The organism is Microbacterium sp., from assembly GCF_035556355.1.
Classification (GTDB): Bacteria; Actinomycetota; Actinomycetes; order Actinomycetales; family Microbacteriaceae; genus Microbacterium.
Map to the genome: position 1 here is coordinate 1 of NZ_DATMFG010000058.1, position 12,711 is coordinate 12,711.

General features: G+C 70.1%; 14 protein-coding genes and 1 pseudogene. 7 read left to right on the forward strand and 8 right to left on the reverse strand.

All coding sequences use genetic code 11. The features are described 5' to 3' along the window. Nucleotides 1–163 (forward strand): annotated as a pseudogene (locus VNR19_RS16680) (IS256 family transposase); the annotation flags it as partial. A gap of 79 nt (nucleotides 164–242) precedes the next feature. Here VNR19_RS16680 and VNR19_RS16685 read toward each other — a convergent pair. Together VNR19_RS16685 and VNR19_RS16690 are read right to left on the reverse strand one after the other, a co-directional pair. After that, complete coding sequence (locus VNR19_RS16685) at nucleotides 243–419, reverse strand: hypothetical protein (protein WP_325728400.1); 177 nt, start codon at nucleotides 417–419, stop codon at nucleotides 243–245. A gap of 73 nt (nucleotides 420–492) precedes the next feature. Continuing rightward, on the reverse strand, nucleotides 493–1,239 hold the full coding sequence (locus VNR19_RS16690) for a peptidase M23 (RefSeq protein ID WP_325728401.1): 747 nt from the start codon (nucleotides 1,237–1,239) through the stop codon (nucleotides 493–495). 164 nt (nucleotides 1,240–1,403) lie between these two features. Here VNR19_RS16690 and VNR19_RS16695 point away from each other — a divergent pair, with 164 nt between their 5' ends. The 5 genes from VNR19_RS16695 (at nucleotide 1,404) to VNR19_RS16715 (ending at nucleotide 5,772) form a co-directional block, all read left to right on the forward strand. Then, nucleotides 1,404–1,835, forward strand: a complete 432-nt coding sequence (locus tag VNR19_RS16695) for an Hsp20/alpha crystallin family protein (protein ID WP_325728402.1) — start codon at nucleotides 1,404–1,406, stop codon at nucleotides 1,833–1,835. A 64-nt stretch (nucleotides 1,836–1,899) separates the two neighbouring features. Next, nucleotides 1,900–2,385 (forward strand): VOC family protein, encoded by a 486-nt coding sequence (locus tag VNR19_RS16700; protein ID WP_325728403.1) that lies wholly within the window; start codon nucleotides 1,900–1,902, stop codon nucleotides 2,383–2,385. 82 nt (nucleotides 2,386–2,467) lie between these two features. Then, nucleotides 2,468–2,944, forward strand: coding sequence for a VOC family protein (locus VNR19_RS16705; protein WP_325728404.1), 477 nt, complete (start codon nucleotides 2,468–2,470; stop codon nucleotides 2,942–2,944). Further along, on the forward strand, nucleotides 2,941–4,095 hold the full coding sequence (locus VNR19_RS16710) for a PQQ-dependent sugar dehydrogenase (protein ID WP_491715947.1): 1,155 nt from the start codon (nucleotides 2,941–2,943) through the stop codon (nucleotides 4,093–4,095). The genes VNR19_RS16705 and VNR19_RS16710 overlap by 4 nt, the downstream gene beginning before the upstream one ends. A 36-nt stretch (nucleotides 4,096–4,131) precedes the next feature. After that, entirely contained in the window at nucleotides 4,132–5,772 is a 1,641-nt protein-coding gene (locus tag VNR19_RS16715; protein ID WP_325728406.1) for an acyl-CoA dehydrogenase family protein, read from the forward strand. Nucleotides 5,773–5,792: 20 nt separating this feature from the next. Here the strand turns inward: VNR19_RS16715 and VNR19_RS16720 are convergent, their stop codons facing one another. Further along, complete coding sequence (locus tag VNR19_RS16720) at nucleotides 5,793–6,695, reverse strand: CPBP family intramembrane glutamic endopeptidase (protein ID WP_325728407.1); 903 nt, start codon at nucleotides 6,693–6,695, stop codon at nucleotides 5,793–5,795. Nucleotides 6,696–6,737: 42 nt separating this feature from the next. Then, on the reverse strand, nucleotides 6,738–7,832 hold the full coding sequence (locus VNR19_RS16725; protein ID WP_325728408.1) for an endonuclease/exonuclease/phosphatase family protein: 1,095 nt from the start codon (nucleotides 7,830–7,832) through the stop codon (nucleotides 6,738–6,740). A gap of 92 nt (nucleotides 7,833–7,924) precedes the next feature. Between VNR19_RS16725 and VNR19_RS16730 the strand changes: the two genes are divergently transcribed. After that, nucleotides 7,925–9,130: a glycoside hydrolase family 3 N-terminal domain-containing protein gene (locus VNR19_RS16730; protein WP_325728409.1), complete on the forward strand. Its 1,206-nt coding sequence runs from the start codon at nucleotides 7,925–7,927 to the stop codon at nucleotides 9,128–9,130. Nucleotides 9,131–9,202: 72 nt separating this feature from the next. On the opposite strand, the gene VNR19_RS16735 is transcribed toward VNR19_RS16730, so the two are convergent. From VNR19_RS16735 to VNR19_RS16750, 4 genes are read right to left on the reverse strand one after another with little or no spacing between them, the layout of a single operon-like run. Next, a complete protein-coding gene (locus tag VNR19_RS16735; RefSeq protein WP_325728410.1) occupies nucleotides 9,203–10,105 on the reverse strand; it encodes a 3-methyladenine DNA glycosylase in 903 nt (300 codons plus the stop codon). Nucleotides 10,106–10,148: 43 nt separating this feature from the next. Then, entirely contained in the window at nucleotides 10,149–10,859 is a 711-nt protein-coding gene (locus tag VNR19_RS16740; protein ID WP_325728411.1) for an SOS response-associated peptidase, read from the reverse strand. A 43-nt stretch (nucleotides 10,860–10,902) separates the two neighbouring features. Beyond that, on the reverse strand, nucleotides 10,903–11,940 hold the full coding sequence (locus tag VNR19_RS16745; RefSeq protein ID WP_325728412.1) for an App1 family protein phosphatidate phosphatase: 1,038 nt from the start codon (nucleotides 11,938–11,940) through the stop codon (nucleotides 10,903–10,905). A gap of 4 nt (nucleotides 11,941–11,944) precedes the next feature. Beyond that, nucleotides 11,945–12,697, reverse strand: a complete 753-nt coding sequence (locus tag VNR19_RS16750) for a DedA family protein (protein WP_325728413.1) — start codon at nucleotides 12,695–12,697, stop codon at nucleotides 11,945–11,947. Between the last annotated feature and the right edge of the window lie 14 nt (nucleotides 12,698–12,711).

Below are 12,711 nucleotides of genomic sequence, written 5' to 3' on the forward strand. Positions count from 1 at the left end.
CGAGGACAAACGCGCCCGCGACCGGGAACGCGAACGCGGTCGCCCGTCCCATGAACGCAAGGCCTCCGGCCGGCTCATCGAGGGCCAGGTCGTCACGAACTGGAAGAAGGCACTCGAGCAGCTCGCGATCGCGTTCCCCGAACGCATCGAGCACTACCTCTAGCCCCGAGACACCGCCCACTTACACACACAACTTGACAGGCTCTCGTCCCACCAGTTCCGGTACTGGACCATGTACTCCATCACGGCTGTGCCTCCTCCCGCCGGCGCTCGCGGCGAGCCTCGATGGCGGCGGCCGCGAACACCCACACAGCGTAAGGCGCCAGCGGCCCGCTTTCGAGCTCGGGACGGGTCAGAGACCTCGACCTCGGGTTGCACGTCGGGTCGAGGTACAGGCAGCCGAAGTCGGTCTCGAGCATGAGACGCTGGTCCGGGCCCGCCGCAGACGAAAGAGCCGGAGCCGCCACCGCCACCGCCACCGCCGAAATAGGCTCACTCCCCGCAGCCGACTCCGCGATGGCGGAGTTCGGCGACGACCTGCACAGCACCCGTCCAGTACTTCGCGTAATGCCCGGGGTCTCGGTTGATCTGCGTGCGATGTGCGACGATCGTCGGCTCGAGCTGCTGGCGCTCAGGGTCGGGAACCTTGCGGAGCATCGCCTCGAAGAAGATCGTGGCGGAGGTGTACGGGTCGAGACGCTGCTCGCGGGTGCCCCAGCCGTCCTGCTGCTGGAACAGGCCGATCGACGTCGTGGGAGACCCGTCCGGGTTCGTGACCCCGCTGGTCTTCCAGTCGCCGTACTCGATGTTCCGCAGCGATGATTCGCCCATCGCGGTCATGACCCCGATGGCCTGGTCGCGGGTGCCGAGGCCGAGATCGCACGCGGCGGTGACGATCGTTCCCGCGTTCGCGAGCTGCTCTTCGTCGTAGCGGGCGAGCGGGTCGAACGGACCCGGGTCGGTGATGGCGTCGCCGATGCCGTCGAGCCCGGTGCCGAGATCGCTCAATGCGCGTGCGGCCAGGCCGACGATCGCGATCACCGAGATCACGGCGGCGACGGCGAGGGCGGATGCGGCGGTGATCAGTGCGATCCGCCACCGGCGTGCGCGCTGCGCTTTGCGACGGCGCTGAGCCGGGGAGGTGCGGCGTTTCCGCGCGTGGGCACGTGTCGCACCGGCTCGACCCCGGGCAGGTGCCGCGCGGCGCGTGCCGGATGCGGATCTCGCCGAGCGCGCCATACGTCGATTGTCGCAGGCGCGCTGCGGCACGGACGGTCCCCTCTCGCCGGATGTCGCCGTCCGCCCATGCCCGGTCAGGTCGGAGGGACCATCGTCCCAGCGCAGGAGCCCCGCGCGGCGCAGTCTGAAAGTGCGTGTAGTCCGCTGATCGAAAGGAGAGAACGATGGCACGCAATCTCGTCCGCTTCGACCCGTTCGCAGAGCTCAGCGCATTCACGAGGGATCTGTTCGACGGAGGCCTGCGGACCATGCAGGGACGGATGCCGACGACCGACGTCTACACCACGGAGGACGACAAGGAGCTCGTCGTCGAGGCGCACCTGCCGAACTTTGACGAGAACGACGTCAGCGTGGATGTGGACCGCGGTGCCCTGGTGATCCAGGCGCAGCGTCACGAGAAGGAAGAGGACAAGAAGAAGAAGTACGTGATGCGCGAATCCACCACGAGCTTCTACCGCAGCATCCTTCTTCCGGAGCAGGCCGACGAGGCCAACATCGCCGCGACGTTCGACAAGGGCGTGCTCAAGGTCACCGTGCCTCTCGCACAGTCCGTCGCACCGCGTCGGATCCCGATCGGCAACGGCACGTCTGCCTGACGAGGCATCCGATCGAGGATGCGGGGTTGACCTTGACGTCGCGTCAACCCGCATCCTCGATTCCATGAGCACATCACCGGAACTCCAAGAGGGCATCACCCGTGACATCTACGGGATGCCGATGTTCGTGTCGCTCGAAGTCGCCGACGTCCGAGCGGCGGCCGCGTGGTTCAGGGAGGCGCTCGACTTCATCGAGCTCTTCGCGATGCCGCCCGGCGATGACCCCGCGCTCATCCACCTGCGGCGCTGGCGCTACCAGGACATCCTGCTGCGCCGCGGATCCGCCGTCGCCACCGTCGGCGACGGACTGCAGCTGTCGATCGCGGCGACGTTCGACGAGCTCGAGGCGCTCGCGGCGCGTGCGCGCAGCGTCGGCGGCACCTCGGTCGAGGGGCCGGCCGACACGGCATGGAACACCCGCGACCTCGCGGTCACGAGCCCCCAAGGACTGCGCATCGTGTACACGGCACGACGCCCCGAGCCGCTGCGCGACGCCGCGTTCAACGCGGACATGAACCGGTGGGCTGCCGAGCAGCTGCCGCAGCCGTGACGTCGGATGCCGCGAGCTGTGCGCCGCGGCATCCGTCGCCCCCTCTCTTGCGTCGCAGCGACCGCAGGGGAAGTCTGAGTCCATGAGCGATGTCACGCCGTTCCTGTGGTTCGACGACGACGCCGAGGAGGCGATCGCGTTCTACACGTCGCTGATCCCGAACTCGGAGGTCGTGTCGGTCGGCAAGTACCCCGATGAGGTTCCGGGCATGGGCGGCAAGGTCATGCACGCGCACTTCCGCCTGTCCGGGCGCGACTACTACGCGATGGACGCGGGGCCGCAGTTCCCCTTCACCGAGGCGGTCTCGCTGTACGTGTCGTGCAAGAACCAGGAGGAGGTCGACCGCTACTGGGCGGCGCTCACGGCCGACGGCGGCCAGGAGCAGCCGTGCGGCTGGCTCAAGGACCGATGGGGGCTCTCGTGGCAGATCGTGCCCGACCGCCTCATCGAGCTCATCCGTGACCCCGATCCCGATCGCTCGCACCGCTCCGTCGAGGCGATGCTCTCGATGACGAAGATCGACATCGCGGCCGTCGAGCGAGCAGCCGACGGCGGATGACACGGTCTCGACGCGCGCTCGCGGCCCTGGTACTGGCCGCGGCAGTGGGTGCGACATGCGCGTGTGCTCCGTCGAGTCCTCCCCAGCCCGTGCCGCCCGCCGCTGCGCGCACACCGACGCCCAGTGCGAGTGCCACGGCGTACGAACCGGCGGAAGGATGGTGGGCACCGCAGGGCGCTCCCGCGACGCTCGCGACGGGCCTCCGCTCTCCGTGGTCGGTGGTGCCGCTCGAGTCCGGGGGAGCACTCATCAGCCAGCGCGACGACGGGCGCATCCTCGAGCTCACGCCGTCGGGCGAGCTACGCGATGCGGGGACCGTCCCCGGCGTCGTGGCGGGCGGCGAGGCGGGGCTCCACGGCCTCGCGCTGTGGGAGGAGGGGGCCTCGCGGTGGCTGTACGCGTACCACGGTGCGACCGACGACAACCGGGTCGTGCGGATGCCGCTGACCGGCGACACCGGAGCGCTCGCGCTCGGCGAGCCCGAGCTCGTCTTCTCCGGCATCGCGCGAGCCGGCAACCACAACGGCGGCCGCATCGCGTTCGGCCCCGATGGACTGCTCTACGTGACGACGGGCGATGCGTCGAGCCGCGACTCGTCGCAGGATCCGAACTCGCCGAACGGCAAGATCCTGCGGCTCACGCCCGAGGGCGACCCGGCTCCGGGCAACCCGTTCGGCAACGCCGTGTGGAGCCTCGGGCACCGCAACGTGCAAGGTGTCGCGTGGACGACCGACGGCACGATGTGGGCGAGCGAGTTCGGCCAGAACTCGTGGGACGAGCTGAACCGCATCGAACCGGGCGGGAATTACGGCTGGCCGATCGTGGAGGGCGTCGGCGGCGACGGCCGCTTCGTCGAGCCGGTTGCGACGTGGCGCACCGCCGAGGCGAGTCCGAGTGGCATCGCGGCGGTCGGAGACACGGTGTTCGTCGCGGGGCTCCGCGGTTCGCGCCTCTGGATCGTCGACACAGAAGCGGGCGCTGCGGTGCACGATCCGGTCGCCGTGCTCGTAGGCGAGCAGGGGCGTCTGCGCGATGTCGTCTTCGCTCCGGACGGATCCCTCTGGGTGCTCACGAACAACACCGACGGGCGCGGATCGCCCCGCCCCGAAGACGACCTCCTCTTGCGCCTGCCGATCGCGGCGGTCGACTGACGCGTCGCCGTCGGCACACGACGGTACGGTGAAGTCGTGACCCACGAGGTGACCAATCAAGCGCCCCCGCGCGTCGACGTCGACGAATACGGCTCGAATGCGCCGCTCACCGAGGCGGTGCGCGCGTTCGGTGCGGGCTGGGCGGATGCCGCCCTCCGCGACGCGGGGCGCCTCACGGGATCCGCGGAGTTCCAGACCGACGCCGAGCGCGCGAACACGCTCGAACCCGTGCTGCGCACGCACGACCGGTGGGGACGCCGCGTCGACGAGGTCGAGTACGACCCGTCGTACCACCGCGTGATCCGCGAGGCTGTCGCGCGCGGCGCGCACACGTCGGCGTGGGCCGACCCGGTGCCGGGGTCGAGCGTTGCGAGGGCGGCGATGTTCATGCTGTTCGCGCAGGTCGAGCCCGGGCACGCGTGCCCCGTCTCGATGTCGCACGCCGCCGTCGCATCCCTGAACGAAGCTCCTTCACTCGCGGCCGAGTGGCTGCCGCGCCTCTACTCGCGCGAGTACGACCCGCGGCTGCTGCCTGCCGCCGAGAAGCCGAGCGCGCTGTTCGGCATGGCGATGACCGAGAAGCAGGGCGGCTCGGACGTGAGGGCGAACACGACGTCGGGCGAGCACGTCGGCGGCGACGAGTACGTGATCACAGGTCACAAGTGGTTCTGCTCCGCTCCCATGTCGGACGCGTTCCTCGTGCTCGCGCAGACGAGGCGCGCGGGTGGCGACGAAGGCCTCTCGTGCCTGCTCGTGCCCCGCGTGCTGCCCGACGGGACACACAACGACTTCCGCATCCAGCGATTGAAGGACAAGCTCGGCAACCGCTCCAACGCGTCGAGCGAGATGGAGTTCGATCACACGGTGGGCTCGCTCGTGGGCGAGCCGGGGCGAGGCATCCGGACCATCATCGAGATGGTGCAGCGCACGCGACTCGACTGCGTCCTGGGCACGGCCGCCGGCATGCGTCAGTCCGTCGCTGAGGCGGTGTGGCACGCGCGAGGCAGGTCCGCGTTCGGGCGCCGACTCGTGGAGCAACCCGCCATGACCGCGGTGCTCGCGGACCTCGCGCTCGAGTACGAGTCGTCGCTGCTGACGGGTCTCCGGCTCGCGCAGCTCTTCGAGGCCGATGCCTCCGACCGCGACATCGCGCTGCGTCGCCTGGCGACACCCGTCGCGAAGTACTGGGTGTGCAAACGCGGTCCGCATCACGCGTACGAGGCGCTCGAGTGCCTCGGGGGCAACGGCTACACCGAGGCGTTCCCGCTCGCACGGCGCTACCGCGAGCAGCCCGTCATGGCGGTGTGGGAGGGCTCCGGCAACGTCATCGCGCTCGACGTGCTCCGCGCGCTCACACGCGAGCCCGACGCCGCTGAGGCGTTCGCCGAGGAACTCGCCCCGACGTGGAGCGCATCATCCGTGCTCGACGCCCACGTCGAGCGCACACTCGGCCTCCTGCGGTCACTCGCGGGAGCGGACGCCGACACGGCCCAGGCACAGGCGCGGCGGCTCGCCGAAGACCTCGCGCTCGCGTTCCAGGCGTCGCTCATGCTGCGCCACGCGCCGCACACCGCCGCGGAGGCGTTCGTGGCGGCGCGCCTCGGCGACGACCGCGGCGCGCAGTACGGCGTCCTGCCGGCGGGCACGGATGCTGCCGCGATCGTCGCGCGACACTGACGTCGGCCGTCGCGACCGGCTCAGCGGACGGCGGGTACCGGCGCGAGCCGGTCCTCGAGCGAGGCAGGCACGCCGTTGAGGCGCTCGAACTCCTCGGACGACGGGAGGTGCTTTCGCAGGAGGATCGCGATCATCGCGACGACGAGACCGGCCGCAGCGATCCCGATGCCGAGGTCGCCCGCGACGGCATCCGTCCCCTCGCGGTACACCGTGAGCGGATCGAGGATCGACTGCATCCACAGGTTCGACGACGTGTGGAGGATGACCGGCGGCCACAGGCTGGCGCTGCGAAGCCGCAGCCAGGCTGCGAGGGTTCCGACGCCCGCGGCGGCGACCGAGAACATGAGCATCCAATACCAGAGCGGCAGTTCGACGTCCGGGTAGACGACCCCGACGATCGCGTAGTGCCACGCGGCCCAGATCACCCCGCTGACGATCGCGACGCCCACGAACCCCATGCTCCGGTACAGCTCGGGCACGAGGAATCCGCGCCAGCCCAGTTCTTCTCCCATCGCGGCCAGCAGGCCCGTGATCGTGCCGACCGCCGCGTTCACCACGATGAACAGCACGATGCGCGTCGCCTCGGACGACGACTCGAGGCCGGCGGTCTGGGCGAAGGCGTCCACGGAGTCGAGCTTCGGGAATCCGCCGATTCCCGTGACCCACACGAGGGCGTAGATCGCGAGTCCGTAGAGCACCGGCACGATGTAGGCGATGACGGCGAACGGTCCGCTCCATCGGCTGCCGCCGAGGAATCGCAGCGGACGCCGCAGGATCGTGCACGTGAGCACAGCGGCGAGAGCCGGCATCCACATGAGTCCGAGCACCCACGGGGCGGGGGAGCCGGTGGCGTTGATCACGACATAGAACACCGTGCTGAGCAGCGCGGTGAGCGCGAGGAAGAGCGCGGTCGGCTTCCACATGCCGACTCACGGTATCGAGCGAACCTGTGGTGCTCAACACCGTCAGCCTGCGGCGATCGGCTCCAGATACCTGTCGGCGAAGTCGGTGGCGATCTCGACCCACAGCGGAGAGTGATCCGACATCTGCCACGTCCGCCACTGCCGGTACACCGACAGGACCTTCTTGGCGTCGGCGCCGTCGGGGATCCGCGACTCGAAGAACGGGCGGTAGGTCTCGAGGTCTTCGTCACGGAACACATCGGCGTACGGGTTCACTATCCCGCCGGTGACGACCTCGAAGCGGTCGTCGCGCACGCGCGTCGCGATCTGGTCGTAGAAGTGCTCGCGATCGGGGATGTTGCGCCCGTCGATCGGCGCGGGCACCTCGAATCCGTGCTTGCGGAGCGCCTGCATCGTGCGGTGCTCGGGGCTGACGACGTTGAAATCGCCGAGCACGATGAAGTTCTCACCGGCCGCGGCTCCTCCTGCGGCCCGGGACGCAGTGTCCTGCCGCTTCGCGAGGAATGCCGCGAGGCGCTCGATCTCGGCGATGCGACGCTCGAGCCGCGCGCCGCTCTCGTCGCCGAAGTAGATGTGCACGGTGCACAGCGAGAACGAGAACCACCCCGAGGCGAACGACACGAGGAACGGGCTGCGCGCGAACTGCAGGCCGGAGTCGTCGGAGCGTTCCGCTCCTTCGCCGGTGAGGCCCACGACGAGCTGGCCCTGCGGCAGAACGATCTCGCCCGCGATGCGGCGGAACCGCACGCGGTCGCGATTGAACAGGAACGCCATGCGCTCGCTGTTGCCGCCCGTCCCCTCGGTCACGTCGGTCGCGATGAAGTCCCAGTCGGGTCCCAGGATCCGCAGCAGCTTCTCCAGGGGGCGCAGGTCGCGGGTGACCTCCTGCACGGCGACGAGGTCGAAGGACGAGATGATCTCGGCGAGGTAGTAGAAGCTCTCGGGAAGCCGCGGCCCCCACCCGAACTTGTTCGAGTCGAAGTCGCGGATGTTCCAGGTCGCCAGCAGGAGGCTGCCGTCGTTGCGACGGCGGCGCAGCGGCTCGAGCGTGCGCCGCATGGCGAGCAGTCGATCGGCGCACCGCTTGGATGCGGTCTTGTCGGTGATGCGACGGATGCCGGTGTAGTCGTTGGACACTTCGGTCCTCCCCAGAGTCGCTGGCGGTCCCGCTGTCGTAGAGGGATCACCGTGGCGCGATGATACCGCCGCAGGACACCTAGGCTTGAGGTGTGGATCGGCGACGGCGGCGGCTCGCAGCGGGGGCGGTGGCATCCGCCCTGGCCATGTGCGCAGGGCTCGCCCCTGTCGCGGTGCGGGCCGATGAACGGCCGGTCGAGGGCGGAGCGGTCGTCGTGCGCGCCGCCGACGCGGGTGCGTTCGCACAGCGTGCCGCCCAGATCGTCGCCGCGATGTCGACGCGGGAGCGTGCCGCCAGTGTGGTCATGGGGCACATCCCCACGACGGATGCCGCGTCGCTCTCGTCCTACATGACGCAGACCGGCATCGGCGGATTCATCCTCATGGGCGCGAACATCCCCGGTGACGAGGCGTCGCTGCGCGCGATCACCACAGCCCTCACGCCCGATCCCGCGCTGCCGCCGCTCATCGCGGTGGACCAGGAAGGCGGCGACGTCGCGCGGCTGGGATGGGACCCGTTCCCCTCGGCACTCGCCCTCAAGAACGAGCCGGCCGCGGCGGCTCAGGATGCGTTCGCAGGGCGCGGCGCGCTGCTTCTGCGGGCCGGCATCGGCGTGAACTTCGGCATCGTGGCGGATGTGGCGCCCGACGCGTCGAGCTTCATCTACCGGCGGGCGCTCGGCACGACGCCGCAGGCGAGCGCCGAGCGTGTGACCGCCGCAGTGGCGGGCGAGGCATCCGCCTCTCTCTCGACCCTCAAGCATTTCCCGGGGCACGGCGCGGCGCCCGGTGACTCGCACACTCTCATCCCCGCGACGGGGATGCCGAAGGCGGAGTGGGAGGCCGCCGACGGCATGCCGTTCCGCGCCGGCATCGACGCGGGCGCCGAGCTGCTCATGTTCGGTCACCTCGCCTTCACCGCCGTCGACGCGGCGCCTGCCTCGCTCTCCGCGGAATGGCACCGCATCGCGCGCGAAGAGCTCGGCTTCGACGGCGTCACGATCACGGACGACCTCGGCATGCTGGAGGCGTCCGGCGTCGCCGAGTACCGCGACCCTGTCGCCAACGCCGTCGCGGCGCTCGCCGCGGGCAACGACATGGTGCTCGCGGTCATGTTCTCGACGGCCGACACCGCCATGCGAGTGGTCGACGGCATCGTCGCGGCGGTCGAGTCGGGCGCACTGCCGGCCGAGAGACTCGAAGACGCGGCGACACGTGTCACCGAGCTGCGGCTCGAACTCGCTGCGGCGGGTCGCGGAATGGTGCCGTGCGGGGACTGCGAGGCGGTCGCCGGGTAGGGCGCTTCGTCTCGCTGCGCTCGCTCAGCGGGCGGGGGCGGCGGCTCGATGGCGGGTGCGGCGGCGGCTCGCTCAGGCGGCGGAGGCTGTCGACTTCGCGTGGTCGAGGGCCCTGAGCAGTCGTGCACGCAGCTCCTGGCCGCGTTCGGCGAACGCACGCTGCCTCCGCACGTACTCGGCCTTGCCCTCATGCGTCTCGATCGCGACGGGCTCGTAACCCCACTCGCGCAAGTCGTACGGCGAGGCCTCCATGTCGAGCACGCGGATGTCGCGCGCGAGCTCGAACGCGTCGAGCAGCACCTCGCCGGGCACGATCGGACCCAGCTTGACCGCCCACTTGTACAGGTCCATCCCGGCGTGCAGGCACCCGGGCTGCTCGAGCTCGGGCTGACGTGCGCGCGTGGGGGTCTCGCTGTTGCGCGGCACCGCCTCGGGGGTGAAGAACCGGAATGCGTCGAAGTGCGTGCAGCGCAGATCGGCGGCTTCGACGACGGCATCCGTCTCGGCCTGGCCGAGCCGCAGGGGGACCGGATGCCGGTGCTCCCGCTGCCGGTACACCATGGCCCACTCGTGGAGTCCGAAGCATCCGAAGCGCCCCGCCCGACCGGCCGTGAGCCGCAGGATGCGCTCGACCGCACCCACGAGGTCGCGCTTCTCGGTGAGGAATCCGTTCGCGTCGACGACGAGCGAACCGGGCTCGGAGCCCTCGGCGTACCACCGCCACGTCGCGCGCGGGGTGGTGGCGGTATCCGCCAGTTCGACGCCCGCGCCCGGGTGCCAGCGCCTCAGGAGACCCGGCTTGTACGAGTAGTACGTGAAGAGGAAGTCCTCGACGGGATGTCTCTCGCCGCGCGCGGCGCGGGCGCGGTGGCCGGCCGTGAGCGCGTCCGCGCGCTCGATGTGCGCAGCCTCACTCGCGCGCCACGCTTCGGCGTCGAGGCGCGTGCGCGGTTCTGCGAGGGTCGGGGAGGTCACCACTCCAGGGTAGGCGGGGGTTCCGCGCCGGCGCTGAGCGCGTTCATTGTTCGACGGGTTCGAGAAGCTCGGGGTAGTTGTTCCGCACGTTCCCCACGGCCTTGCTGACGACGTGGTCGTCGAGCGTCTCGGCGACCGCCGGGGCGGCGTCGATCGCGGCGTCGAGGACGTCGCGCACGTTGTCGGTCGCGGTGTCGAGCCACGCGTCGGCGTGGTCGACGTCGAGGAACAGCGGCATGCGGTCGTGGATCGACCCGAGACGGCCGATCGAGTCACGCGTGAGGATCGTGAAGCTCAGCACCCACTTGTCGGGGTCGTCGTCGGGCTTCGACGGGTCTTTCCACCACTCGTAGAGGCCCGCGAAGAAGAGCGGTGACCCGTCGGCCGGGTGGATGTAGTGGGGGATCTTCTGGTCGCCCACCTTCCACTCGTAATAGCCGGACGCCGGCACGATCGCGCGCCGCTTCTCGAGCGCACGGCGGAACATCGGCTTGTCTTCGAGCTCTTCGGAGCGCGCGTTGAACGCGCGCGCTCCGATCGAGAGGTCTTTCGCCCACGCGGGGACGAGCCCCCAGCGCGCCGGCTCGAGGCGCCGCGTCGGCGGGTCGGTCTTCGCCGAGTCGAGCACGATCGCGACACGACTCGTGGGTGCGATGTTGTACGACGGCTCGGGCAGGTCATCGCTCTCGACGTCGACCCGGAGCACGCCGACGAGCTCGGATCCGACTTCGGCCACGACGAAACGTCCGCACATGCGGCCAGCCTACGCGGGGCATCCGACGTCGGGTCGGTCCCTGTCAGCTCTCGACGACGCCGACGCCTTCGAGCCTCTCGAGCAGTTCGGCGCCGTCGGCGCCCGTGACCCACGGGACGTCGGCGGCCGAGTGGTCGTCGACGACCGTGCGACCGCCGGCGAGCACGGCCTCGGCGGCCGAGAGGCGGCGGATCGCGACGGCGGCCACGTGACCCGGGTGCTCGCTCGTGAACGTCGTGTAGAGCTCGTCGTCGTGCTGACCGTCGTCGCCGATCAGCAGCCACCTCACGTGCGGGAACTCGGATGCGAGACGCCGCAGGTTCGACGCCTTGTGGGCCTTGCCGCTGCGGAACCAGCGGTCGTGGGTCGGGCCCCAGTCGGTCAGGAGGATCGCGCCGGGCGGGAAGAGATGGCGCGTGAGGAACCTCGTGAGGGTCGGCGCGATGTTCCACGCACCGGTCGACAGGTACACGACGGGCGCGCCGGGGTTCTCTCGCACGATGCGCTCGAGCAGCACCGCCATGCCGGCGACCGGCTGGCGTGCGTGCTCGTCGACGACGAACGAGTTCCACGCCGCGACAAGCGGTCGCGGGAGGGCCGTCACCATGACGGTGTCGTCCACGTCGGAGACCACGCCGAACCGCACGTCGGGGCCGACGATGAACACGCGGGACTCGACCGGCTCCTGGCCCTCGACCGACATCGTGACGGTCTGCCACCCCGGTTCGAGCGTCGCGGGCAGCACGGTGTCGATGACACCGCCGCGGTCGGCGACGACCTCGTGCGACACATCGCCGATCGTGACGGTTACCTGTGCGAAGCCGATCGGAACCGCGACGAAGCTGCGCCAGCCGCGCACGCTCGCGTACTCGCCGGACTCGGTTCGCTTGACCGGAGGGACGATCATCACGCGCCCGACGACACGCACCCAATCCGGCCCGCCGTAGCCCGGGAAGGGCATCACGGTGGGCAGATGCCCGCGCTTGCGCGCACGGCGCTCACGCCACGCATGGAAGCGATACTCGAGTCGCGCGAGCCACAAGACTTTCGTCTCGGGGGCAGGGTTGGCGGTCTCGGGCATCCCCTCAGTCTTTCACGTCCTCCTCGAACCCATCTGCACGCAGGACGGCGTCGCGGTCGTCCTCGAGGTCGGCGAGAGCGTCGTCGACGGCGTCTTCGGATGCCGCATCCGCCCCCTCCTCGCCGTCGAGGTGACGGCGCTCGATCCGCTCGATGACCTTCTTCGCGAGGAGGACGAGAGCGAGGAACAGGACGATGACGCCGACGAAGATGTACCCCGCGAAGTGCAGCTTGTCGGCGAGGCTGCGATAGGTGCCCGCCGCCGACGCGGCGACCGACACGTAGAGCACCGCCCACACGACGCACGCGGGCGCCGTCCACGCGAGGAAGCGGCCGTAGCGGTAGCCGCTCATGCCCACGGTGAGCGGAACGAGCGAGTGGAGCACCGGCAGGAACCGCGAGAGGAAGATCGCCGGTCCGCCGCGGCGCTGCAGATAGCGCTCGGAGCGTTCCCAGCTGCGCTCGCCGATGCGCCTTCCGAGACGCGAATGCCGGATAGCGGGCCCCAGCACGCGTCCGAGCCAGAAGCCGATGCTCTCGCCGATGAGGGCGCCGATGACGACCGTGATGATGAGGAGCGCACCCTCGAGCGGGGAGCCGACCGCGGTCGCCGCGACGATGACGACTGTGTCGCCGGGGACGAAGAGGCCGATCAGCACGCTGGTCTCGAGCATGATCGCGAGGCCGGCGAGGAAGGTCCGCAGGACGGGATCGACGCTCTGCACGATGTCGAGCAGCCACGTCAGAAACTCGTTCACGGGACGAGACTACG